Below are 21,880 nucleotides of genomic sequence, written 5' to 3' on the forward strand. Positions count from 1 at the left end.
TATACTACGGATATTTATGCCCTGAATGAAGGGGCAACGGTATGGGCTACACTTTAAACCCAACCCGCAGATGAAAGGAGTTCTGATGAAACTATGGCCTGTTGTTACCGGTGTGGCGATTGCCTTAACCCTTGTCGCCTGCAAATCCCCGACGCCGCCAAAAGGCGTTGCGCCGATTACCGGCTTTGATGCCAGCCGCTATCTCGGCAAATGGTATGAAATCGCCCGGCTGGAAAACCGCTTTGAGCGCGGGCTTGAACAGGTGACAGCCACTTATGGCAAGCGCAGCGACGGAGGCATTAGCGTGCTTAACCGCGGCTATAATCCGCAAAAGAACAAATGGAGTGAGAGCGAAGGAAAAGCGTATTTCACCGGCGAGCCGGGCACGGCGGCGCTAAAAGTGTCGTTCTTTGGCCCGTTTTACGGCGGGTATAACGTGATCAAACTCGATGACAAATATCAGTATGCGCTGGTCAGCGGGCCAAATCGCGACTATCTGTGGATCCTGTCGCGTACGCCAACCCTGCCTGAATCGGTGAAACAAGATTATCTCAATACCGCACGCAGCCTCGGTTTCCGCGTCGATGAACTCGTGTGGGTTAAACAGTAACGACCCGCAACGTGCACACCGGGCGCTTGCGCCCGGATAGTGCTCCCCCTTTGTAATACGCGCAGCACGCTAGCGCCTTGGGTATCAACCGGCAGTGTCTGTTTTGCCTGCCGCTTTGCTTAAAGATTCGCCAGCCGCTGCCGATAAATAGACTGCAGCTATAGCCATAGCTGTTTTTTTCAACCACAAAGGAATGACGCTATGGATCCGATACAGATTGCATCCTTAGCCAGCAGCCTTGACTCTTATCAGCTTGATAATCAAGTCAATACGCTGGTGCTTAAAAAAGCGCTCGATACACAGGCATCGATCGCCACGGATTTGATTAAGCAGATCCCGCAGTTACCTTCTAACCCGGCAATCGGTCGTAATATTAATACCACCGCATAATCCGGCTTGCCCGCTGGCGCTGGCGTTAACGGTGCCAACCGGCAACACTTTCAAGCCCGCCTGTGCGGGCTTTTTTGTCTCTTTTCTTGCCTGATACTTCAAACGGGCGTACGCTCTGCCGAATTAAAACCTATCGGTCTAAATCATGAGTGGCGAAACAGTATCACGGCTTAAGCCTCGTCGCGGGCGGCCGCCAAAAGACGAGCGCGACTTTACAGATACCCGCCAGGCGCTGATTCGCTCGGGGCTGGAAGTACTCACTGAAACCGGCTACTTGTCGGCGGGTATCGACAGAGTGATTAAAAATATCGCCGTGCCGAAGGGCTCGTTCTATCACTGCTTTAAGAGCAAGCAGGAATTTGGCATGGCCGTACTCGATGCCTACGGTGATTTTTTCGCCCATAAGCTGGACAAATTTCTCAGCAATCGCCAGCTCGCCCCTTTAGAACGCATCGACGCGTTTGTCCATCATGCAGGCCAGGGGATGGCGAAATATGCCTTCCGCCGGGGATGTCTGGTGGGCAACTTATTGCAGGAAGCGCCCCTGTTACCACAGGAATTCCCGGCGCGCCTGAAAGAGATTCTTGCCGACTGGGAAACGCGCATCGCCCACTGTCTCGATGAGGCCATCGCCTGCGGCGAACTGCCGCCAGCGAGTGTGAGCCACGAACTGGCGAAGGTTTTCTGGTCCGGCTGGGAAGGCGCGGTAATGCGCGCAAGGCTTTTCTGCTCGACAGAGCCGCTGGATACTTACTGGGCCTTCTTTCGACACAGCATAACAATCTCCCCTGCCGCTTAAGCGTGACGGGGGATGGAGCATCTGCACTGGACGGCAAATCGCCGAAATTACACCTCATCCGACGAGGAAAACGCAGTCATGAAAGCATTAGTTCTGGAACAGAGTGAAAATAAAACCCTGGCGGCAGTAAAAGATATTGCCCTGCCTGCGCTGGCAGAGGGCGATGTCCGGGTCGACATTGACTGGTCCAGCCTTAACTATAAAGACGCGCTGGCCATCACCGGGAAAGGCAAAATTATTCGCCAGTTTCCGATGGTGCCGGGCATCGATTTTGCCGGTCGGGTGAGCGAAAGCCGCGATCCGCGTTTTGCTCCCGGCCAGGCGGTGGTTCTTACCGGCTGGGGCGTGGGTGAAAACCACTGGGGCGGCCTTGCCGCTCAGGCCTGCGTAAAAGGTGACTGGCTGGTGCCGCTGGCGGAAAAGTTAAGCGCGCGCAATGCGATGATCATCGGTACCGCAGGCTTTACCGCCATGCTGTGCGTGATGGCGTTGCAGGACGCGGGCGTTAAACCACAGGATGGGACCGTTGTCGTGACCGGTGCCAGCGGCGGCGTGGGCAGTACCGCGGTGGTGCTACTTAAAGCGCTGGGCTACACCGTTGCTGCGGTAACCGGGCGCGAATCTACTCATGCGTTTCTACGCCAGCTCGGCGCAGACGAAATTCTGCCGCGCAGTGATTTCGAACAGACCCGCCCGCTGGAAAAACAGCTGTGGGCCGGGGCCATTGATACCGTGGGTAACCAGGTGCTGGCAAAAGTGCTGGCGCAAACCAACTACGGCGGCTGTGTTGCGGCCTGTGGCCTGGCGGGAGGTTTCGAACTGCCTACCACCGTGATGCCGTTTATTTTGCGTAACGTTCGTTTGCAAGGGGTCGATTCCGTGATGGTGCCGACCGCAGAGCGCGGCGCGGTGTGGGACGCACTGGCGCGCACGCTCCCGGAAAGTTATTTCCAGCAGGCAGCCCGCGAAATTACCCTCGATCAGGCGGCGCAAACCGCGGCGGATTTCCTGAGCAACAAAATCCACGGTCGTACGCTGGTGAATATCAACGGTTAACCCTTATCCGGCGCGCGCCGTCGCGCCGGTTCCTTGCCTTCTCCGTTTCATCTGAATCCCACCGCGCATCGCTTTCGTTTCACAATCCTGTGACATACTATCGGGTAAAGCCGTAGAGCAGAAAAGGAGAGAAAGATGAACAATATGGGTGCAAATCTCAGCCCGGAACAGGCGCTTGATGAACTGGAAGCGCTGTACGATCGTTCCGTCGAAGCCCTTCGCCAGAGGATCGCCGATTATATTGAAAACGGTCAGCTTCCCACTGCCGAAGAACGCGCCAGAGGGTTATTTGTCTATCCGCAGCTCTCCGTGAGCTGGGATGGCAGCACGACGAATCCGCCGAAAACTCGCGCCTTTGCCCGCTTCACTCACTCAGGTTGTTACACCACTACCATCACCCGCCCTTCCCTGTTTCGGCGCTATTTACTCGAACAATTAACGCTGCTGTTTCAGGATTATGGTGCGAATATTGAAGTAGGGTTATCCGCCCACGAAATTCCCTATCCCTATGTGATTGATGGTTCGGAATTGACGCTGGATAGATCGATGAGCGCGGGTTTAACGCGCCATTTCCCCACCACCGAACTGGCGCAGATTGGCGATGAGACCGCCGATGGCCTGTTCCACCCGACCGAACTCTATCCACTGTCGCACTTTGATGCCCGCCGCGTGGATTTCTCACTGGCGCGACTGCGTCATTACACCGGCACCCCCGTCGAGCACTTTCAGCCGTTTGTACTGTTCACTAACTACACGCGCTATGTCGATGAGTTTGTGCGCTGGGGCTGCAGCCAGATCCTCGATCCTGACAGCCCCTACGTTGCCCTCTCCTGCGCGGGTGGGAACTGGATCACCGCCGATACCGAAGCGCCGGAACAGGCCATTTCCGATCTGGCGTGGAAAAAACACCAGATGCCCGCCTGGCACCTGGTCACCGCCGACGGCCAGGGTATTACGCTGATTAATATTGGCGTGGGTCCGTCGAACGCGAAAACCATCTGCGATCATCTGGCCGTGCTGCGCCCGGATGTCTGGTTGATGATTGGTCACTGCGGCGGCCTGCGTGAAAGCCAGGCGATTGGTGATTACGTACTGGCCCACGCCTATCTACGCGACGATCATGTGCTCGACGCGGTACTGCCGCCGGATATCCCCATTCCGAGCATCGCTGAAGTGCAGCGTGCACTTTACGACGCCACGAAAGAGGTGAGCGAGATGCCCGGCGCGGAAGTAAAACAGCGGCTGCGTACCGGCACGGTGGTCACCACCGACGATCGCAACTGGGAGCTGCGCTATTCCGCCTCCTCCCTGCGCTTTAATTTAAGCCGCGCGGTGGCAATCGATATGGAGAGCGCCACCATTGCCGCGCAGGGTTATCGCTTCCGCGTCCCCTATGGCACGCTGCTGTGCGTCTCCGACAAACCGCTGCACGGGGAGATTAAGCTTCCCGGCCAGGCGAACCGGTTTTACGAAGGGGCGATTTCCGAGCATTTGCAAATCGGTATTCGCGCTATCGACCTGCTGCGCGCCGAGGGCGATCGCCTGCACTCGCGCAAACTGCGCACCTTTAACGAACCGCCGTTCCGATAACAACATAAAGGATTCGCCATGCAAACCCCTTCACCGTTACAGGCATTACGCGGCCAGTTGGCCGCGCTCGAACTGGACGGCATGATTATTCCGCGCGCTGACGCCCATCAGAGCGAAGATTGCGCGCCGCACGATAATAAGCTGCAGTGGCTGACTGGCTTTACCGGTTCCGCCGGTCTGGCGCTGGTGCTGCGAGATAAGGCGCTACTGTTTGTTGACGGACGGTATCAGGTTCAGGTACGTAGCGAAGTGGATCTCCGTGATTTTGAGATCCACCATTTGCACAACGAGCCGCTGGATAAATGGCTCACTGCCTCGTTACCCGCCGGGAGCCGTATCGGTTTTGAACCAATGTTGATGGTTAACAGCCAATATCAGGCATTAAACGCAACCCATTGCCAGATAGTGGCGCTGGAAAGCGATCCCTTCGACGCCATTTGGCAAGATCGTCCGGCTGCGCCCTGCGGCGTGATTCGTGAAATGCCGCTGGCCATTAGCGGTGAAAGCAGCGCCGATAAACGCGCCCGTGTCGGCAAGGTGCTGGCGGAAATGGATGCCGATTATCTGGCGATTACCCTACCCGATAATATTGCCTGGCTGCTGAACATTCGCGGTGCCGATATTGCGATGAATCCCGTGGCGCACGCTTTCGCCCTGCTGAGCCGCAACGGAGATGTCGAATGGTTTGTTAACGCTGAGAAAACCCGTGCGTTATCCTCGGCATTGACATCAACGCTGACCCTGCGCGATTATGCAGAATTCCTGCCGCTCTGTCGGGAGATCGCCGCCGGGAAACGTATCCTGCTGGACGGTGATTTCGCCCCGGTGGCGCTACGTTTTGCCATCGAACAGCACGGTGGCACTGTGCTGTGGAACGCCGATCCGATTACCTTTATCAAAGCGCATAAAAACGCCACCGAGCTTGCGGGCTATCGTGAAAGCCATCAGCAGGATGGTGCGGCGTGGGTCAACTTCCTCGCCTGGCTGGCGCGTGAAGTACCGGCTCGCGAAGCGGCGGGCAATCCGGTGACTGAACTGGAAGCCCAGCAAAAACAGCTGCTGTTCCGCCAGCAGCAACCTGGATTTATTGAGCAGAGCTTCAGTACCATTTCCGCTTCCGCCAGCAACGCGGCGATGTGCCATTACCACAGCAGTGAGAAGAGCAACAAAGCCATTACTGGCGCTAATTTCTATCTCAATGATTCTGGAGGTCAGTACCAGAACGGCACCACCGACGCCACGCGAACGCTGGCGTTTGGCCCGCTTAGCGCACAACAGCGGCAGCACTATACCGCCGTGCTAAAAGGCTTTTTATCGATGTTTACCCTGCAATTTCCCAGCGGCACCTGCGGGCATCAACTGGATGCTTTTGCCCGCCGCGCGCTGTGGGATTTAGGGCTCGATTTTGATCATGGTACCGGCCATGGCGTTGGTCATCAGTTGCTGATCCATGAGCAGCCGCAGCGCATCGCCAAAAAGGTCAATCCGTGGCCGCTATCGGCAGGCAATATTATGACCATTGAGCCGGGCTATTATCTGGCGGATTGTTATGGGATCCGCATTGAAAATCAGGTGGAAGTGATTGAAAGCCAGCCAGGATTTTGCCGCTTCTCCTCCCTGACGCTGATTCCCATTGATGTCAGCCAGGTAGAGTGGAATCTGCTTAGCGAACAGGAAAAACAATGGCTGGATGATTATCATCAGTGGGTGCGCGAAACCCTGTCACCACGGGTCAATAGCGAGGCACGACAGTGGTTATTTGACGCCACCGCGCCGCTACGCGTGCAGGCTAACTAGAACAGACCCGCTGCGGCGGGTTTTTTATTCTTTTTGTCCGGCGCAGAAAAGCAAAAAGCCCGCTCGAAAGCAGGCTTTTCAAATTTGGCTCCTCTGACTGGACTCGAACCAGTGACATACGGATTAACAGTCCGCCGTTCTACCGACTGAACTACAGAGGAATCGTGTGAACGGGGCGAATATTAACGGTGCCCCAGGCCCTTGTCAAAGGCTGATTCTCACATTTTGGTGCGTTTGCCGAATTATTCTCCATCCTGTGCAGAAATGGCGCTTTTTTGCGGCTTCGGATACTTCCACAGCCAGCGCCCGCTGACCATTCGCCAGTAGAACAGCACGCCGCGTACCGCCCAGTCGAGGAACATCCCGAGCCACACACCGACCACGCCCATGCCGAGCACTATCCCTAACGTATAGCCAGCGACCACGCGACAGCCCCACATGCCCAGCATAGAGACCCACATAGCGAAACGGGCGTCCCGCGCGCCTTTCAGCCCGGCGGGCAGCACCCACGAGGCCGCCCAAATCGGCATAAACGCTGCGTTAAGCCACAGAAGCACTTTAACCACCTCTTTTACATCCTCTTCGCGGGTGTAAAACGAGGCGAACAGCCCGGCAAACGGCGCGGTTCCCCAGGCAATGGCCGTGAGCAATAGCGTCGAGAGCCAGAATACATGACGCAGCTGCCGCTCGGCCTGCGCGATTTGCCCTTTGCCCAGACGTTTACCGGTGATAATGGTGGAGGCGGAACCCAGCGCGTTACCCGGCAGGTTAATCAGCGCCGCGACAGAGAAAGCAATAAAATTACCGGCGATCACGTTGGTACCCATTCCGGCGACGAACATCTGTGTCAGCAGCTTGCCGCCGTTAAACAGCACCGACTCGATACTGGCAGGGATACCAATCCCCATCACTTCCCAGATAATGCCGAAGTTGAGCTTTTCGAAATAACTTTTTAGCGGGATACGCAGAGCCGGGTTAAAGCCAATCACCAGCACCCAAATAATCGCCACCGCACCAATATAGCGCGAGATGGTCAGCCCCAGCCCGGCACCGGCAAAGCCCATGCCTTTCCAGCCGAACAGGCCGTAGATCAATACGCTGCTGATAATAATATTGAGGATGTTCATCCCGCCGTTAATGAGTAGCGGAATTTTGGTGTTGCCCGCACCGCGCAGCGCACCGCTGCCGATCAGCGCAATCGCCGCTGCCGGATAGCTCAACACAGTGAGTTCAAGGTAGGTGAGCGCCAGCGCTTTCACCTCGGCCGTTGCCGCCCCGGCAATAACATCAATGATTTGTGCGCCGAAGTAATGGATTATCCCCGCCAGCACAATCGCGAACAGGGTCATGATCACCAGCGACTGACGTGTTGCCGCCCTCGCCCGTTCGCCATCGAGCTTGCCCAGACTAAAGGCCACAACCACCGTTGTACCAAGATCGATCGCGGCGAAAAAAGACATCACCACCATATTAAAGCTATCGGCCAGCCCGACGCCCGCCATCGCTTCTTTGCCCAGCCAGCTTACCAGGAAGGTGCTGAGCACGCCCATCATCAGAACGCAGGTATTTTCCAGAAAGATAGGTACAGCAAGGGGGGTGATTTCTCGCCAGAACAAAACACGGTAGCTTTTACGCTTTCTGTACCAGGGGGTGCGCATGACGCCCTGGCGTAGGGAAGTGACGACGTTCAAAATGGTCCTTAGCCGCGAAAGGTGAAATCACATTTCAAATGATGGGGGAGAAACCCTGATCCTGCAAAGCTTTTCATGAGAAATCGTTGATTATGAGTTCAAATTGTCGATGGAATGGGCAGTCAGAACGCTGCGCAAGAAATGAGGTTTGACAAAAGATTTTTCGCCGTTAAGATAAGCCTCCACACCGATTCCTCTGTAGTTCAGTCGGTAGAACGGCGGACTGTTAATCCGTATGTCACTGGTTCGAGTCCAGTCAGAGGAGCCAAATTTGAAAAGCCTGCTTTCGAGCGGGCTTTTTGTTTTTGTGCGTCTCGAACATCAATTCAGAATAGCGTCCAGCCTGGCAAGCACATCATTTACGACAGCTTCAGGTATGCGTTCAAGCCGTTTGCCGTTCCGTGCCGCCATATCTATGGTTCTGGGCTGGTCGCAGCGGATAACGCCCGTTGTTTTCGTTCCCACTCCTTCCAGTGAAACGGTAAAACCGGCTGTACGAGCAAAGTTTCCACCGCTGGTGACAGGCACCACAACGGGTAGCCGGGTCAGCTTGTTAAACGATGCCTTCGATACGATGAGCACCGGACGTTTCCCACTTTGCTCGTGGCCCGCAATCGGATCCAGCGAAACGAGCCAGATTTCCCCTCTGTCCATTTACAGAATCTCCTTACCCACAGCAGGCGCATCAATCCATTCCCGATCCTCTTCGCTCGTTTCAGCGTGCGGATCGCACTGCGCCAGCAGTTCCTCAAGGGAATAATGGGGGCGTTTCTGGGGTTCAATAATCAGACAGCCGTTATTAATAGTCATACCCACTTCGCTGTCTGTCGTCAGCGCCAGCGTTTTTAGTATGGCGGGAGGAACCGCCATCATGATGGATCCGCCGACCTTTTTCAGGCGAGTTGTATACATAGAGCACCTCCGGATATTATATTTTAATATAACACCCCTGGTCGACGACGCACAATTATTCATCAGATTCATTGTGATTTCCCTGGCGTAATAAAGCGAGCAGAAAGGCTTAACCCCTCGCAGGACAGCCCCTGTGGTTTTAAAAGGTGGTGGCATTGCTGGTAAAACAGCCCCACGCTGCTCCATAAAGTGCGGTTATACGGTATTTCGTACAGACGAGAGCTTAGTGCGTGGCCAGAAGGCCGATAATAGAAAACTGTTTTTGCGGTTCAAAGGATTATGACGGATTAGTTAAACGAAATGCGGCGCGGATTCCGTATGCGGGCTGCGCCGGGGCTGTCATACCCTGCGAGGTTTATTACCACCGGTTTTCCCGCTCTGGTGCTCGATAAAGAGGGTTCACGCGTTGAGGGGTATCTTTTTTTCTCCGCCCGTTTACCGGCGCACTGGCCGATGCTGGACGAATTTGAAGCGGGCTACGATCGCGTTAAAACCACCGTCACTACTCTTGAAGGTGAATGCGTCAGCGCATGGGTTTATCAAATACAACCGCGTATAACGGGCTGATAAGTCGGTCCGCTACCGGGAAGGAGCGGACATGGCTTTTGCTTTTACAGGTAAGGGAAAGTCACGCAGCAGGCGCTACTCATTGCCCCACTGATTCAAAAAGTTCGCGATTTCATCAATACGCTGCGCGTTGATTCCGGCTTCAACGGCCATCTCCTGCTGCGCTTCTTCACTGATCTCTTCGTTATTCATTAAACGGGTAATCAGCAGCTGGAAATAGTGCGCCAGTGCGTCACGCTCCGCTTCGCTAACCGGTGTTTCCGTCTCTGTCGAATACTCATCAGCAATATCATAAAACTTCAGCGGCACTTCGTTAGTCATGCGTCTCTCCTGCAATTGAGATCTGTTTTGCCTGTGTTTACCACATTAAATCGTCGGGCACTTTAAAATCAGCGTACGGATCGTCTTCATCCTGCTCTTCCGTACTCAGCGCGCTGTTGAGCACAATGCTTTGTGCATCGCGCTGGGCAATTTTGTCGGCGACGCTGGCGGGAATAATCGCATATTCGCTCTCACCATTGTTATCAACCGCCAGGCGGGCAATAGCCAGACGCCCGCTGATGAGTTGCGCCTGAACAGTCTTATCAACCATCATTTTTTTGATCAGATTGTTATCGGTGAAGTTAAAACCGATATCGCCACGAACAATGGTAATGCGGTTCATTTCAATCAGCTGTTTGATCTGCGCTTTATACTCTTTGGAAAGCGCCGCCTGCTTTTGCTGCTCGCTCAGAAGCTTATCGCGCTCAATCTGTGCTTTTTTATTTTCTTCCACCGCTTCGCGCGCCTCTCGCGCCTGAACGCGGGACTTTTTGGCCGTTCGTTGCACTTTGGCCATTTTTTTGCTGTTCACTAATCCTGCCTGTAACAGCTGCTCTTGTAAGGTGAGTTTTGCCATTTTTATCTTCAAACCCGTTGGATATGTTGCGGATTATAGCTGTAAGATTTTGCACTTAACCAGGCGCACGATCTGATGCCAAAGGTTCGCCCGGCTTACACTTTGAGCATTTTCACCGTGGCATCGATATCGATTTCATCTGCCGTAAAGATAAATGTGCTTCCCTGAAAGGTGGTAATTGCCAGTTTTTTCAGCGAACGCATTTCATCCGGCGCAGTTGCTGATTTCGGCCTGATATTGCCCATTAGCGCGCCGACGGAAAGCACCGCGTTCTCTTTATCGATACGGGTGTCGGCAGGCACTTCTTCGCTATAAACCAGGTAAGATTTAATCGAGGTGAGTTTGATGCGTTCACCAGCAATAAAAATGTACTTACTTTCCGGGAGCACTTTCACCGCATAGGCTGAAAGCCCTTTGTTATTGGTGGTGGGTTCGAAAGTGACCGCCGCATCTTTCTTGATAAGTTCCGGGTTGGCGACCTTAATCACATGAAAATAGCGGTTTTCACCGTTTTCATCTTTGATAAATCCAAAGCCTTTCTCTTTAAACCAGGTTGTGATCTTGCCGTTCATCGCCATTACCGCCTACTTAATCATCAATTACTCAATTTTTGCAGCGCGCAGTGTAAAACACAATGCCCGTTCAGACCATGTTTTGGATGGTATGTCGTGGATAAATTTTGCCAGCGAAAAGCACCCCGGAGGGCCAGCGACAGAGACAGCAAGCAGGAAAAGCCTGCGTCAGTACGCAGGCTTAAATACGCGCGGTTCGAATTCAGAGGATCATTTCATCACGCAGAAGCTTTTACCCTTACGTTGCAAATCAATCCCGCCAGCCCATTGCCGGAGCGATATGTTTCAGAATCGACTCGATAACATGCGCATTATACTCGACGCCCAACTGGTTCGGGACCGTCAGCAGTAGCGTATCCGCTTCGGCGATAGCCTGATCCTGTTTAAGCTGTTCTATTAACTTTTCCGGCTCTGCCGCATAGCTCCGGCCAAAGACGGCACGGGTTTTTTCATCAAGGAAGCCGATTTTATCGCTATCGTCGCGGCTGGCGCCAAAATACGCACGGTCACGATCGTCCATCAGGGCGAAAATGCTACGGCTCACCGAGACGCGCGGCGTACGCTGGTGCCCTGCCGCTTGCCAGGCTTCGCGGTAGGCTCGAATTTGCTGCGCCTGCTGAATATGGAACGGCTCGCCGGTTTCGTCATCTTTCAGCGTCGAGCTTTGCAGATTCATTCCCAGTTTTGCCGCCCACACCGCGGTAGCATTGGAACCTGCGCCCCACCAGATGCGTTCGCGCAATCCTGCCGACCACGGCTCCAGACGCAGAAGGCCAGGCGGATTCGGAAACATCGGTTGCGGGTTGGGTTTGGCAAAGCCTTCGCCACGCAGCACATCAAGAAACGTCTCCGTATGATGGCGCGCCATCTCCGCATCCGTTTCCCCTTCGGCTGGCTGATAACCGAAATAGCGCCAGCCATCAATTACCTGCTCCGGGGAGCCGCGGCTAATGCCGAGCTGTAAGCGTCCGCCTGATATCAAATCTGCCGCACTGGCCTCTTCCGCCATATAGAGCGGGTTTTCGTAGCGCATATCAATCACGCCGGTGCCGATCTCAATTTTTTGTGTCTTTGCACCAATCGCCGCCAGCAACGGGAAGGGTGAGCTGAGCTGACGGGCAAAGTGGTGAACGCGGAAATAAGCGCCGTCCGCGCCAAGTTCTTCTGCGGCAACCGCCAGATCGATAGATTGCAGTAAGGTATCCGCCGCCGAGCGGGTGGCGGACTGCGGTGAAGGGGTCCAGTGACCAAATGATAAAAATCCGATCTTCTTCATGGCGTGGCTGTCCTGTTGTTCAGAAATAATCAGCGAACGGGATGCGTGCACCGTTCAGGATGATGACTACTTTACGCCCGAGAAAATAAGAATAAATACCGATCGGTTCACCGAAGGGTTCAAATTAATTGACTAACTCTGCTAGAGAGACTGTTTTTGAATCAGGTTATTTCCGTCCATCAGGCTGAGATTGACGGGCATCCCGGAACGGCGCTCCAGCGCCTGAGTGGCGCGGCTGGCATTGATACTTCCCCCTTTCATCAACGCGCTAAGCTCCGGCGTGGCGGGCAGCGGGACTTTATTGCTCGACTCAAACTCGGCGCGATTGCGCGACAAAGGTTCGTGAACTTCTACCCAGCTAGTGCCGTCCGGCTCGGTGGTGATTTTGACCGCCTGATCGATGATCTGCACTCGCGTACCCACGGGAACCGTATCGAAGAGATATTTAATATCGTTATTGCGTAAGCGGATGCAGCCCTGGCTGACGCGCAGCCCGATACCAAAATCGGCGTTAGTCCCATGAATGGCATACAGCTTGCCAATATAGATGGAATAGAGACCCATCGGGTTATCCGGCCCCGCAGGGACAAAGGCGGGCAGCGTTTTGCCCTCTTTTTCATACACTTTTCGCGTGTTGAGGGTCGGCGTCCAGGTGGGCCCTTTCTGCTTCCGCTCGACCTTGGTCACCCAGTTGCGGGGCGTTTCGCGTCCGGCCTGACCGATGCCAATAGGCAAGATCTCAACGGTATTCCCCTCTGGCGGGTAATAGTAGAGGCGCATTTCCGCCACGTTTATCACAATACCTTCGCGAACTGTTGCAGGTAGTATGACCTGCTGCGGGATAACCAGTTGCGAACCGGCTTTCGGTAAAAACGGGTCCACATCGGGATTGGCTTCAAGCATATTACTTAGCCCCTGACCATATTTTGCGGCAAAGGCTTCCAGCGGTAACCTGTTCCCTTGCTCAACGGTAATGGTCAACGGGCTGCCCACCAGTCGGCTACCTTCCGGCGGCAGCGGATAGCTTATGGCCAGCGCGCGGTGGGCGCAGAGTAAAGCAAAACAGCACAGAAGTGTAACGCAGCGCATCCTCTTTTCCTCAGGCGCAACGGGTATCGCCTAATCATAGTTCCCTTTACGACTTTTTCTCTGCACGCCGTGCGAATTCCGAGGGTTTGTAAATCTGGCGGTGTAATCCTGCCTCCGGCATTACCCTATGTTGGCAATGCCGGCGCGGCGAATTACGACTCCCAGGCTTTGCTGGCCAGCGCGCAGCTGATCCAATAACAAGCGCTGGCGCAAGGAGTGTTACTGCGGACCTGCGGCCAGTACGGCAACGTGATTCGCTTCCTCTACCCACGGACTCTTCCCGATGGAGAGTTCACAAAAGCTCTAAGTAACCTGCAACAGGTAATGCGCAAATAAGAAAAACGCCCCGCGAGGATCATTTCGCGGGGCGTTTAGTCATGCTGGAATTTGCACTTGCCGTGCTAAATCAAGTGATCTTGTCGGTCTCGCCAATCGAATAGCGCGTAAATCAGTGCACACGTATACGCCTATTACCTGTAAGCGTTGGAGATTATGTTCAGCCTTTGGCACGGCTGGCAATAATCGCTTCCGCGACGTTATTCGGTGCCTGCGCATAGTGATGGAACTCCATGCTGTAAGTCGCGCGGCCTTGCGACATGGATCGCAGCGTGGTGGAGTAACCAAACATCTCTGCCAGCGGCACATCGGCGCGGATAATCTGGCTGCCGAACCGCTCTTCCATCCCCTGCACCATTCCGCGACGGGAAGAGAGATCGCCCATAATGTTACCGGCGTACTCTTCCGGCGTTTCCACCTCGACATGCATCACCGGTTCAAGGATTGCCGGATCCGCTCTGCGCGCGCCCTCTTTAAAACCAAAGATCGCCGCCATACGGAAGGCCAGCTCCGACGAGTCGACATCGTGATAAGAACCGAATGTCAGCGTGGCTTTCACATCGACCACCGGGTAGCCCGCCAGCACGCCGCTGTTGATGGCTTCGCGCAGTCCTTTTTCCACCGAAGGAATGTACTCGCGCGGCACCACGCCGCCTTTGGTCGCGTCTTCAAAGACAAAGCCGCTGCCCGGCTCCAGCGGTTCAAGGGTCAGCACCACATGGCCGTACTGCCCTTTACCGCCGGACTGACGCACAAACTTGCCTTCAACCTCTTTGACAGTCTTGCGCAAGGTTTCGCGGTAGGTCACCTGCGGTCGACCGATATTCGCCTCAACGCCAAATTCCCGTTTCATGCGGTCAACGATGATCTCCAGATGCAGCTCGCCCATACCGGAAATAATCGTTTGGCCGGACTCCTCATCGGTGTGCAGGCGAAACGACGGATCTTCCGATGCCAGACGCTGCAGCGCGATACCCATTTTCTCCTGGTCCGCTTTGGTTTTCGGCTCGATCGCCAGTGAAATCACCGGCTCCGGGAACTCCATCCGTTCCAGCGTAATCACCGCATTCGGGTCCGTTAAGGTGTCGCCGGTGGTGACATCTTTCAGACCGACACAGGCGGCAATATCCCCGGCGCGCAGCTCATCCACTTCATGGCGATCGTTGGCATGCATCTGCACAATACGCCCGATGCGCTCCTTCTTACCTTTTACCGGGTTAAACACCGCATCGCCTTTTTTCAGCACCCCGGAGTAAACGCGGATAAAGGTCAACTGGCCGACATAGGGGTCGGTCATCAGCTTGAACGCCAGCGCCGAGAAAGGTTCGTTGTCATCAGCATGACGCTGCGCCGGTTGCCCTTTCTCATCCACGCCCTGAATCGCCGGAATATCCAGCGGCGACGGCATCAGTTCGACCACCGCGTCGAGCATGCGCTGCACGCCTTTGTTTTTAAAAGCGCTGCCGCAGAGCATCGGCTGGATCTCACCGGCAACCGTGCGTTTACGCAGCCCGGCAATAATTTCCGCTTCGTCCAGCGAACCGGTTTCCAGGTATTTATCCATCAACTCGTCGCTGGCTTCCGCCGCCGCCGAGATCATTTTTTCACGCCACTTCTGCGCCGTTGCCATTAGCTCGTCGGGCACCGGAGCGTAGCTAAAGGACATCCCTTGCGTGGCATCATCCCAGATAATTTCGCGCATCTTGATCAGATCCACCACGCCGGTGAAGTGCTCTTCCGCACCAATCGGGATAACAATTGGCACCGGGTTGGCTTTCAGGCGATCGATCATCATCTGCACCACGCGGAAGAAATCCGCGCCGGGGCGATCCATCTTGTTGACGAAGGCAAGACGTGGCACGTGATATTTATTGGCCTGACGCCAGACGGTTTCCGACTGGGGCTGAACGCCGCCCACCGAGTCATACACCATCACCGCACCGTCAAGCACGCGCATGGAACGCTCCACCTCAATGGTGAAATCGACGTGCCCGGGGGTGTCGATAATGTTGATGCGGTGCGGCTCAAAACCCCGGTCCATCCCGGGCCAGAAGCAGCTGACCGCCGCCGAAGTAATGGTAATACCGCGCTCCTGCTCCTGCTCCATCCAGTCAGTGGTTGCCGCGCCATCGTGTACTTCACCCAGTTTGTGGCTCATCCCGGTGTAAAAGAGGATGCGCTCGGTAGTGGTGGTTTTACCGGCATCGATATGCGCGGAGATACCGATGTTGCGATAACGTTCGAGAGGAATGGGTCGGGGCATGATGCGTCCTTAGTCTGTTGACTTTTTGCACGCGGCCGGAATTGGCCGCTATTCATTCACGGCATCAATGATAGTACAACTGTACGAGTATATTCGAACTATTTTTGCTATTCTTACGATAGGTCGCCTGGTGAGTGAGGTCGTGGCGTTAGTGGCGCACTTTGCGTATAGTACCGGCCCGCAGGCCGTTGAGCCTGGGATCGAGCTGGCAGAACGCCCATTGAGACAGGAAATATATGATCGCCAACCACCCCGAACGTGAGCAGTTTCGCCTTGAAAATGTGCTTTTTGCGCTGGGCAATCCCCTGCGCCTGGCAATGATCAAGCGCCTTGCGGACGGCTGCGAGCTGAGCTGTAACGCCCTGCGCCCGGAAGAGGTGGCAAAATCGACCATGACCCATCACTGGCGCGTACTGCGCGATAGCGGCGTGGTGTGGCAGCGCCCGCAGGGCCGGGAAAATATGATCTCCCTGCGTCGTGACGATCTGGACGCCTGTTTTCCAGGCCTGCTGGATACGCTGTTGCAGGCGATGCAAAAAAGGCAGTAAGCGCGCGTTATTTTGTTTCCGGCAGGGTAATATTACTCGCCGCCAGCGTGCCCATTTTGGTGTAAACCGCGCAGGCGGCATCCACCAGCTGCATCGCCAGCGCCGCACCGCTGCCCTCTCCCAGTCGCATTCCCATATTGAGATACGGCTCAAGGCCTAAATGTTGCAGCGCAATGCGCGCGCCCTTTTCTGCCGAGAGATGGGAAGGAATTAAATAGGGCTTCACCTGCGGCGCAATGCGGCATGCGGCCAGCGCTGAGGCGTAAGAGAGGAATCCATCGAGCACCACCGGCAAACCACATGAAGCCGCGCCGAGCATCACCCCGGCCATGCCCAGCAGATCGTAGCCGCCGACCTTTGCCAGTACGTCAATCCCATTCGCCGGATCTGGCTGGTTAACGGCAATGGCGTTACGCACTACCTGCGCTTTATGTCCGAGTAAATTTTCCGGCAGATTCGCGCCGATCCCCACTACCGCTTCCGGCGCTTCGCCCGTCAGCACACTCACCATCGCCGCCGCCGGCGTGGTATTCGCCATTCCCAGTTCGCCAACGCCAAACAGCGTCACGCCCTGCGCGGCAAGTTCGCGGGTATATTTTATCGTCTCCAGCAGCAACCCTTCGGCTTGCTCAAGGCTCATTGCCGGACCACGGGCGATATTGCCGCTGCCGCGGGCGACCTTCATATTGACCAACCCCGGGATCGGATCGGCATCAATACCCACATCCAGCACATGCACTTTGGCCCCGGCCTGCGCCGCCAGCACGCAAACGCCGGTGTTTCCTTGCAGCATATTGGCCGCCTGAATAGCGGTGACAATTTGTGGCGAAACCGTGACCCCTTCGTGCCAGACGCCATGATCGGCGCACAGCACCACAATCGCTTTTTCGCCGCACTGCATCCTGCCCTTTAGCCCCGGCATCCCCGCCAGCTGCACCGCCAGGGATTCAAGGCGCCCCAGGCTGCCCACCGGCTTGAGTAAGCCATCGAGATGAAGCTGCGCCTGCGCCATCGCCACGTCATCGGGTGCCGGAATACTTGCCAGTAAAGTCGTCAATGTCTGCATGGTATTTCTCGTTATATTGCGGGCTGTTCAGAGCAGCGCCAGAAGGAAGATCAGTTCGCCAATTTCAATCGCCGCACCCAGCGTATCGCCGGTTTGCCCGCCAAGGGTGCGTTTAAGCCGTTGCCCGAGCAGGAAAACCGCCAGCAGAGTCGCAAGCCAGGCAATGATGCCTTTCATACCGAGAAGCGCGAGGGCCAGCAGTGCGCTAATCACCAGCGTTACCCCCGTGTCGCGAGCGGAAATCTCGCCAATAAAAAGATTGCCTAATCCCTCTTCGCGGGCGTAGCGATGACCAAACATCAGCAGCACGCAACTGCCGCGCCCGACGGCGCAGGCTGCGGCCAGCGCCGCCACCATAGGCACGCCGCGCAGCTGCAGTTCGCTGATAAGCAGAATTTTAGCGACCACCACAAATACCAGCGCCAGCCCGCCATGGGTGCCGAGGCGGCTGTCGCGCATGATCTCCAGCATCCGCTCGCGTCGCCGCGCGGAAAAGACGCCGTCGCAGGTATCCGCCAGGCCATCAAGATGAAATCCACCCGTTAGCAGCGCCAGCGCCAGCACCGTAAACAGCGCCGCCAGCGGCACGCCGCACCAGGGCTGCAGCACCAGTAGCACCACGCCGCTTATTGCGCCGAGCAGTAGCCCGACCAGCGGAAAGGTGACAATGCCGCGCGCGTAATCCGCTACATCCAGCCCGCGCATGCAGCGCTCAGGTACCGGTATACGGCTAATAAAAGACAAGGTGGCAAAGAACAGCTTAATCATTTAATTTTCACTCCAATCCCCGACACCACCAGCCAGACGTGATCCGCCGCCTGCGCCAGCCGCTGATTAACGCGCCCGGCGATATCGCGAAAATGCCGCGCCAGACGGTTTTCCGGCACAATTCCCATCCCGACTTCATTGGTCACCAGCACCACCGGCGAGGGACATGCCGCACAGGCAGCTATCAACTGCTCAATGTCTTGTTCAATTCGCACTTCAAGGGCGGCGAAATCCCAACTATCGGGATCCCTGTCGCCGCCGTAGGCAAACAGCAGATTGGTGATTAGGGTTGTCACGCACTCCAACAATACCGCTTCCTCGGGATTGTTATCCGGGGTAATCAGCGTGGAGAGCTGCTGCCAGCGCTCTTCCGTGCGCCAGTGTTGCGGGCGACCGGTGCGATGGTGCGCAACACGCGCGGCCATTTCATCATCAAAAATTTGCGAGGTGGCGATATAGAGTACCGTTTTGGCATCCGCGACCAGTGACTCTGCATGGCGGCTTTTGCCGCTGCGCGCGCCGCCGGTAACAAGGGTTAACATGCTGGCTCCTGATGTTGCTGCATGGTGCGATAAATAAAGTCGATGTCGATATGCTGGCGCATAGCGTCGGCGAGAAGATCAAACTGCTGCGTTTTGTACTGCGCATACTCAACGCTCACATCCAGCGGCGGCAGACCTTTGCGCTGGCGCAGCCCGTTGAGCAGCGTGCGGGTAAAAGTATCGCTGTCAAAGAGGCCATGCAGATAAGTGCCAAACACCAGGCCATCGTCACTGACGGCACCATCCGCCACCCGTGTTCCGCCTTTATGCAGCCACAGCGCCGCCCGGCATCCTGGCGCGCGCGTCGTTTCGCCCATATGAATTTCATACCCGCGAAGCGCCAGCCCGCCGCAGTTCGCCAGCCAGCCCGGCAGCGGCGCTTGTAAGCTGGCGTCAACCTGCGTGGTGGTTTTTTCCCGGGCGAAACGGGTCACCGTATTGAGCAGACCCAGCCCCGGCTGTGTGCCCAGCCCGGATTCCACTTCATCGATAATCGTCTCACCGAGCATCTGATAACCCCCGCAGATACCGATAACCGGCACGCCCGCGCTTTGAGAGAGCAGCACGCCCTGCGCCAGGCCACTTTCCCGCAGCCAGTTGAGATCGCTTAAGGTGTTTTTACTCCCCGGCAGAATAACCAAATCCGCACCCGGCAATGCATCGGGCGAACGTACATAGCGCACCCGCACATCCGGCTGCGCCGCCAGCGCGTTGAGGTCGGTGAAATTGGCAATATGCGGCAACTGGACCACGGCGATATCCAGCGCCCGCTCGCCGCTACGCTGATATTTGCCGCGCTGCAACGCTACGCCATCTTCCTCTTCCAGATCCACTTCCAGCCACGGCATCACACCGATCACCGGCACGCCGGTCAGGGCTTCAATCTGCTCAAGGCCGGGCGTGAGAAGCGCCACGTCGCCGCGAAACTTATTGATGATCACCCCTTTGACCCGCCAGCGCTCATGGGGCTGAAGCAGCGCCAGCGTGCCGTAGATGGCGGCAAATACGCCGCCCCGGTCAATATCAGCCACCAGAATTACCGGACAACCCGCCATCTCCGCCATGCCCATGTTGACGATATCCCGGTCCCGCAGGTTGATCTCCGCCGGGCTACCCGCCCCTTCCAGCACAATCACCTCATACTCCTGCGCCAGGCTCTGGTAAACGCCGGTAATCTGCTCGCGCAGCCGCGGTTTATAGTCGTGGTAACTGACGGCGTCCATATCGGTGGCGACTTTGCCCATTAATACCACCTGCGCTTTACGATCGCTGGTGGGTTTGAGCAACACCGGGTTCATGCGCACATCCGGTTCGATACCCGCCGCCTGGGCCTGAAAGATTTGCGCGCGCCCCATCTCCAGGCCTTCTGAGGTAATGCCGGAGTTGAGGGCCATGTTTTGCGCTTTAAACGGCGCGGTTTTATATCCGTCCTGAGAAAAAATGCGGCACAACCCCGCCACCAGCACGCTTTTCCCCACGTCCGATGCGGTGCCCTGTAGCATAACGGCCAGCGTCATCGCGCCCCCTTAATCCCGTATTGCGGGTAAACAGGCATTCTCTCTTTTCTACCCGCGCCGGAACAAGCATCAAGAATGTCAGAGACGAAATTCATTCCTGCTGCCACTGCTTATTCACCACGATGGTGGAAAAATAGGGTAAAGGCTGAGCATCCGGCACGTCACGAAGTTGCCGCCAGCAGGCTTCACCCGGCAGCGTCGCTTCCGCCATCATCAGGGCATGGTCCAGCAGCCCCGCTTCATCCAGCAAGGCTTTGATGCGCGGGAAACGACCATATACTTTCATCAGCACCAGGCTGTCGTGCTGGCGCAGCGCCTGGCGGATATCGTTTTCCGGCGCCGTACAGGAGATAACCGCCAGCGACTGTTGCTCCATCGCCAGCGGCATCTGCGTGCGCGCGGCAATGGCGGCAAACGAAGTCACGCCGGGGATAATCTCAATGGATTGCGGGTCCGGCAGGCGTTGCAGCAAAAACACCCAGGTGCTGAATAACATCCCATCGCCCAGGGTAATAAAACCGACCTGCTTACCGGCCTGCACCTCCGCCGTCAGCGCGCAAGCGACCTCATCCCACACCGCTTCTTTGGTTTCACTGTCGGCACTCATGGGAAAATGGCAGCAGCGCACTTCAGTTTTATCCGTGATATATTCCCGCACAATCGACAGCGCCAGGCTATCGCCGCCTTTACGTCCGGCCGGAGCATACAGCACATCGAGCTGGCCAAGAATACGTGCACCGCGCACGGTAATCAGATCCGCCGCCCCCGGCCCGGTACTGATGGCATACAGTTTCCCACTCATGCCGCCACCTCCAGTTGCTGGCTTAACGCCTGTTGTAAATGCGCAACGAACATCGCGCGAATCGCGGCGTTTTCACCTAACCCCTGCAGCCACGGCGTGGCGCTAATACCGGCCTGCGCAAACTGCATTTTCCATGAATCGTCGTCGTCCGAGGCCATATCATTAATCGCATGATCGCCTGCTACCAGCATCAGCGGCATCAGATGCACCGCTTTTACCCCTTCCTGACGCAGACTTTCGATAACGAGATTGATTTCCGGGTAACTCTCTACCGCGCCGACCCGCGCCGGAAAGCGCTGCGCCGTCATCATATGGTCTAAACAGGCATACGCCGCAAAGGCGTGATGGCTGGTACCGTGCCCCATAAACACCACGCGTTCATCTGCGGCAACCGGCGGCATCTGGCTTGCCAGGGCCTGCATCAACTGCTGGTAATCCCCATGACGGGAAAGCAGCGGCGCGCCAATGACCAGCCGTTTAAACAGCGGCCGCAGGCTTTGCGCTTCCCGTACCAGTTTGTCGTATTCGTCGCCGTTAATAATGTGCAGCGACTGGATGGCCACATCCTGATACCCCAGTTCTGCCAGCTTTTGTAGTGCTTCCAGCGGCGTATCGATGTGCAGATTATCGCGCTGTTTTAGCTTGCGAATGATCATGCCAGAGGTGAAGGCGCGAAACAGGGTCCGATCCGGGCAACTGGCCGCCAGTTCCTGCTCGCAGGCGGCAATGTTCTTTTCACGGGTGTCGTGATAGCTGGTACCGAAGCTAACGACCAACAGGGCTTTTTTCAT

General features: G+C 56.1%; 23 protein-coding genes, 2 tRNA genes and 2 pseudogenes. 10 read left to right on the plus strand and 17 right to left on the minus strand.

All coding sequences use genetic code 11. The annotated features are described in order from the left end of the window. Nucleotides 1–85 precede the first annotated feature (85 nt). The 6 genes from RW65_RS19680 (at nt 86) to RW65_RS19705 (ending at nt 6,242) form a co-directional block, all read left to right on the plus strand. Nucleotides 86–610, plus strand: coding sequence for a lipocalin family protein (locus RW65_RS19680; RefSeq protein ID WP_039058526.1), 525 nt, complete (start codon nt 86–88; stop codon nt 608–610). Between the two features lie 201 nt (nt 611–811). Then, nucleotides 812–1,000, plus strand: coding sequence for a YjfB family protein (locus RW65_RS19685; RefSeq protein WP_039058527.1), 189 nt, complete (start codon nt 812–814; stop codon nt 998–1,000). Nucleotides 1,001–1,145: 145 nt separating this feature from the next. Continuing rightward, nucleotides 1,146–1,799 carry an acrylate utilization transcriptional regulator AcuR gene (gene acuR, locus RW65_RS19690; protein WP_039058528.1) on the plus strand — a complete coding sequence of 218 codons (654 nt, stop codon included), beginning with the start codon at nt 1,146–1,148 and terminating at the stop codon, nt 1,797–1,799. A gap of 78 nt (nt 1,800–1,877) precedes the next feature. Continuing rightward, a complete protein-coding gene (acuI, locus tag RW65_RS19695) occupies nt 1,878–2,855 on the plus strand; it encodes an acrylyl-CoA reductase (NADPH) (protein WP_039058529.1) in 978 nt (325 codons plus the stop codon). A 135-nt stretch (nt 2,856–2,990) separates the two neighbouring features. Then, nucleotides 2,991–4,445 (plus strand): AMP nucleosidase, encoded by a 1,455-nt coding sequence (locus tag RW65_RS19700; RefSeq protein WP_039058530.1) that lies wholly within the window; start codon nt 2,991–2,993, stop codon nt 4,443–4,445. Nucleotides 4,446–4,463: 18 nt separating this feature from the next. Further along, nucleotides 4,464–6,242 carry an aminopeptidase P family protein gene (locus RW65_RS19705; RefSeq protein WP_039058531.1) on the plus strand — a complete coding sequence of 593 codons (1,779 nt, stop codon included), beginning with the start codon at nt 4,464–4,466 and terminating at the stop codon, nt 6,240–6,242. A gap of 85 nt (nt 6,243–6,327) precedes the next feature. Here the strand turns inward: RW65_RS19705 and RW65_RS19710 are convergent. The 3 genes from RW65_RS19710 to RW65_RS23280 all read right to left on the minus strand — a co-directional run bounded on the left by RW65_RS19710 (nt 6,328) and on the right by RW65_RS23280 (nt 8,119). Beyond that, nucleotides 6,328–6,403 (minus strand) — tRNA-Asn (locus RW65_RS19710). A gap of 81 nt (nt 6,404–6,484) precedes the next feature. Next, nucleotides 6,485–7,936 (minus strand): EmmdR/YeeO family multidrug/toxin efflux MATE transporter, encoded by a 1,452-nt coding sequence (locus RW65_RS19715; protein ID WP_231564419.1) that lies wholly within the window; start codon nt 7,934–7,936, stop codon nt 6,485–6,487. 87 nt (nt 7,937–8,023) lie between these two features. Continuing rightward, the gene (locus tag RW65_RS23280) at nt 8,024–8,119 is read right to left on the minus strand and encodes a DUF5951 family protein (protein WP_353599204.1); all 96 of its coding nucleotides are present in this window, start codon (nt 8,117–8,119) and stop codon (nt 8,024–8,026) included. Nucleotides 8,120–8,125: 6 nt separating this feature from the next. On the opposite strand from RW65_RS23280, the gene RW65_RS19720 reads away from it, so the two are divergent. Next, nucleotides 8,126–8,201: transfer RNA gene (locus RW65_RS19720), tRNA-Asn, on the plus strand. A gap of 53 nt (nt 8,202–8,254) precedes the next feature. Here RW65_RS19720 and RW65_RS19725 read toward each other — a convergent pair. Further along, nucleotides 8,255–8,587 (minus strand): type II toxin-antitoxin system PemK/MazF family toxin, encoded by a 333-nt coding sequence (locus tag RW65_RS19725; protein WP_039058533.1) that lies wholly within the window; start codon nt 8,585–8,587, stop codon nt 8,255–8,257. After that, a complete protein-coding gene (locus RW65_RS19730; RefSeq protein WP_039058534.1) occupies nt 8,588–8,845 on the minus strand; it encodes an AbrB/MazE/SpoVT family DNA-binding domain-containing protein in 258 nt (85 codons plus the stop codon). Between the two features lie 366 nt (nt 8,846–9,211). On the opposite strand from RW65_RS19730, the pseudogene RW65_RS19735 reads away from it, so the two are divergent. Beyond that, nucleotides 9,212–9,412, plus strand: a pseudogene (locus RW65_RS19735) (gamma-glutamylcyclotransferase family protein); the annotation flags it as partial. 75 nt (nt 9,413–9,487) lie between these two features. Here RW65_RS19735 and RW65_RS19740 read toward each other — a convergent pair. The 5 genes from RW65_RS19740 to ldtA form a co-directional block, all read right to left on the minus strand. Beyond that, nucleotides 9,488–9,733 (minus strand): YmjA family protein, encoded by a 246-nt coding sequence (locus tag RW65_RS19740; protein ID WP_039058535.1) that lies wholly within the window; start codon nt 9,731–9,733, stop codon nt 9,488–9,490. Nucleotides 9,734–9,770: 37 nt separating this feature from the next. Further along, nucleotides 9,771–10,310: a DUF2058 domain-containing protein gene (locus tag RW65_RS19745; RefSeq protein WP_039058536.1), complete on the minus strand. Its 540-nt coding sequence runs from the start codon at nt 10,308–10,310 to the stop codon at nt 9,771–9,773. Nucleotides 10,311–10,405: 95 nt separating this feature from the next. Continuing rightward, nucleotides 10,406–10,888, minus strand: a complete 483-nt coding sequence (locus tag RW65_RS19750; protein WP_039058537.1) for a cold-shock protein — start codon at nt 10,886–10,888, stop codon at nt 10,406–10,408. A gap of 244 nt (nt 10,889–11,132) precedes the next feature. Beyond that, complete coding sequence (locus tag RW65_RS19755) at nt 11,133–12,158, minus strand: LLM class flavin-dependent oxidoreductase (protein ID WP_039058538.1); 1,026 nt, start codon at nt 12,156–12,158, stop codon at nt 11,133–11,135. 141 nt (nt 12,159–12,299) lie between these two features. Further along, a complete protein-coding gene (ldtA, locus tag RW65_RS19760; RefSeq protein WP_039058539.1) occupies nt 12,300–13,247 on the minus strand; it encodes a L,D-transpeptidase in 948 nt (315 codons plus the stop codon). 198 nt (nt 13,248–13,445) lie between these two features. Here ldtA and RW65_RS23125 point away from each other — a divergent pair. Then, a pseudogene (locus RW65_RS23125) lies at nt 13,446–13,583 on the plus strand (4-aminobutyrate--2-oxoglutarate transaminase); the annotation flags it as partial. A gap of 160 nt (nt 13,584–13,743) precedes the next feature. Here RW65_RS23125 and fusA read toward each other — a convergent pair. After that, a complete protein-coding gene (gene fusA / locus RW65_RS19765; protein ID WP_039058540.1) occupies nt 13,744–15,846 on the minus strand; it encodes an elongation factor G in 2,103 nt (700 codons plus the stop codon). A gap of 236 nt (nt 15,847–16,082) precedes the next feature. Here fusA and RW65_RS19770 point away from each other — a divergent pair, with 236 nt between their 5' ends. Further along, nucleotides 16,083–16,394, plus strand: coding sequence for an ArsR/SmtB family transcription factor (locus tag RW65_RS19770; protein WP_039058541.1), 312 nt, complete (start codon nt 16,083–16,085; stop codon nt 16,392–16,394). Nucleotides 16,395–16,401: 7 nt separating this feature from the next. Here RW65_RS19770 and cobT read toward each other — a convergent pair whose 3' ends face one another. The 6 genes from cobT to cbiK all read right to left on the minus strand — a co-directional run bounded on the left by cobT (nt 16,402) and on the right by cbiK (nt 21,880). Continuing rightward, entirely contained in the window at nt 16,402–17,460 is a 1,059-nt protein-coding gene (gene cobT / locus RW65_RS19775) for a nicotinate-nucleotide--dimethylbenzimidazole phosphoribosyltransferase (protein ID WP_039058542.1), read from the minus strand. Between the two features lie 27 nt (nt 17,461–17,487). Beyond that, nucleotides 17,488–18,228 (minus strand): adenosylcobinamide-GDP ribazoletransferase, encoded by a 741-nt coding sequence (gene cobS / locus RW65_RS19780; RefSeq protein WP_039058543.1) that lies wholly within the window; start codon nt 18,226–18,228, stop codon nt 17,488–17,490. Continuing rightward, the gene (gene cobU, locus RW65_RS19785; RefSeq protein WP_039058544.1) at nt 18,225–18,770 is read right to left on the minus strand and encodes a bifunctional adenosylcobinamide kinase/adenosylcobinamide-phosphate guanylyltransferase; all 546 of its coding nucleotides are present in this window, start codon (nt 18,768–18,770) and stop codon (nt 18,225–18,227) included. The genes cobS and cobU overlap by 4 nt, the downstream gene beginning before the upstream one ends. After that, nucleotides 18,764–20,287: a cobyric acid synthase gene (locus RW65_RS19790; protein WP_039058545.1), complete on the minus strand. Its 1,524-nt coding sequence runs from the start codon at nt 20,285–20,287 to the stop codon at nt 18,764–18,766. Before RW65_RS19790 ends, cobU begins: the two co-directional genes overlap by 7 nt. A gap of 91 nt (nt 20,288–20,378) precedes the next feature. Continuing rightward, complete coding sequence (locus tag RW65_RS19795; protein WP_039058546.1) at nt 20,379–21,089, minus strand: cobalt-factor II C(20)-methyltransferase; 711 nt, start codon at nt 21,087–21,089, stop codon at nt 20,379–20,381. Continuing rightward, nucleotides 21,086–21,880 (minus strand): sirohydrochlorin cobaltochelatase, encoded by a 795-nt coding sequence (gene cbiK / locus RW65_RS19800; RefSeq protein ID WP_039058547.1) that lies wholly within the window; start codon nt 21,878–21,880, stop codon nt 21,086–21,088. The genes RW65_RS19795 and cbiK overlap by 4 nt, the downstream gene beginning before the upstream one ends.

Source organism: Enterobacter sp. Bisph1 (assembly GCF_000814905.1).
In the GTDB taxonomy this organism is placed as follows: Bacteria; Pseudomonadota; Gammaproteobacteria; order Enterobacterales; family Enterobacteriaceae; genus Kosakonia.

Excerpts from the sequence above, each read along its gene's own strand:
- RW65_RS19770 (WP_039058541.1), top strand. The coding sequence starts at position 16,083 with ATGATCGCCAACCACCCCGAACGTGAGCAGTTTCGCCTTGAAAATGTG.
- RW65_RS19730 (WP_039058534.1), bottom strand. The coding sequence starts at position 8,845 with ATGTATACAACTCGCCTGAAAAAGGTCGGCGGATCCATCATGATGGCG.
- RW65_RS19740 (WP_039058535.1), bottom strand. The coding sequence starts at position 9,733 with ATGACTAACGAAGTGCCGCTGAAGTTTTATGATATTGCTGATGAGTAT.
- RW65_RS19750 (WP_039058537.1), bottom strand. The coding sequence starts at position 10,888 with ATGGCGATGAACGGCAAGATCACAACCTGGTTTAAAGAGAAAGGCTTT.
- cobT (WP_039058542.1), bottom strand. The coding sequence starts at position 17,460 with ATGCAGACATTGACGACTTTACTGGCAAGTATTCCGGCACCCGATGAC.
- RW65_RS19685 (WP_039058527.1), top strand. The coding sequence starts at position 812 with ATGGATCCGATACAGATTGCATCCTTAGCCAGCAGCCTTGACTCTTAT.
- RW65_RS19790 (WP_039058545.1), bottom strand. The coding sequence starts at position 20,287 with ATGACGCTGGCCGTTATGCTACAGGGCACCGCATCGGACGTGGGGAAA.
- fusA (WP_039058540.1), bottom strand. The coding sequence starts at position 15,846 with ATGCCCCGACCCATTCCTCTCGAACGTTATCGCAACATCGGTATCTCC.
- RW65_RS19725 (WP_039058533.1), bottom strand. The coding sequence starts at position 8,587 with ATGGACAGAGGGGAAATCTGGCTCGTTTCGCTGGATCCGATTGCGGGC.
- acuR (WP_039058528.1), top strand. The coding sequence starts at position 1,146 with ATGAGTGGCGAAACAGTATCACGGCTTAAGCCTCGTCGCGGGCGGCCG.
- RW65_RS19795 (WP_039058546.1), bottom strand. The coding sequence starts at position 21,089 with ATGAGTGGGAAACTGTATGCCATCAGTACCGGGCCGGGGGCGGCGGAT.
- RW65_RS19705 (WP_039058531.1), top strand. The coding sequence starts at position 4,464 with ATGCAAACCCCTTCACCGTTACAGGCATTACGCGGCCAGTTGGCCGCG.
- RW65_RS19680 (WP_039058526.1), top strand. The coding sequence starts at position 86 with ATGAAACTATGGCCTGTTGTTACCGGTGTGGCGATTGCCTTAACCCTT.
- acuI (WP_039058529.1), top strand. The coding sequence starts at position 1,878 with ATGAAAGCATTAGTTCTGGAACAGAGTGAAAATAAAACCCTGGCGGCA.
- cobS (WP_039058543.1), bottom strand. The coding sequence starts at position 18,228 with ATGATTAAGCTGTTCTTTGCCACCTTGTCTTTTATTAGCCGTATACCG.
- RW65_RS19700 (WP_039058530.1), top strand. The coding sequence starts at position 2,991 with ATGAACAATATGGGTGCAAATCTCAGCCCGGAACAGGCGCTTGATGAA.
- cobU (WP_039058544.1), bottom strand. The coding sequence starts at position 18,770 with ATGTTAACCCTTGTTACCGGCGGCGCGCGCAGCGGCAAAAGCCGCCAT.
- cbiK (WP_039058547.1), bottom strand. The coding sequence starts at position 21,880 with ATGAAAAAAGCCCTGTTGGTCGTTAGCTTCGGTACCAGCTATCACGAC.
- ldtA (WP_039058539.1), bottom strand. The coding sequence starts at position 13,247 with ATGCGCTGCGTTACACTTCTGTGCTGTTTTGCTTTACTCTGCGCCCAC.
- RW65_RS19755 (WP_039058538.1), bottom strand. The coding sequence starts at position 12,158 with ATGAAGAAGATCGGATTTTTATCATTTGGTCACTGGACCCCTTCACCG.
- RW65_RS19745 (WP_039058536.1), bottom strand. The coding sequence starts at position 10,310 with ATGGCAAAACTCACCTTACAAGAGCAGCTGTTACAGGCAGGATTAGTG.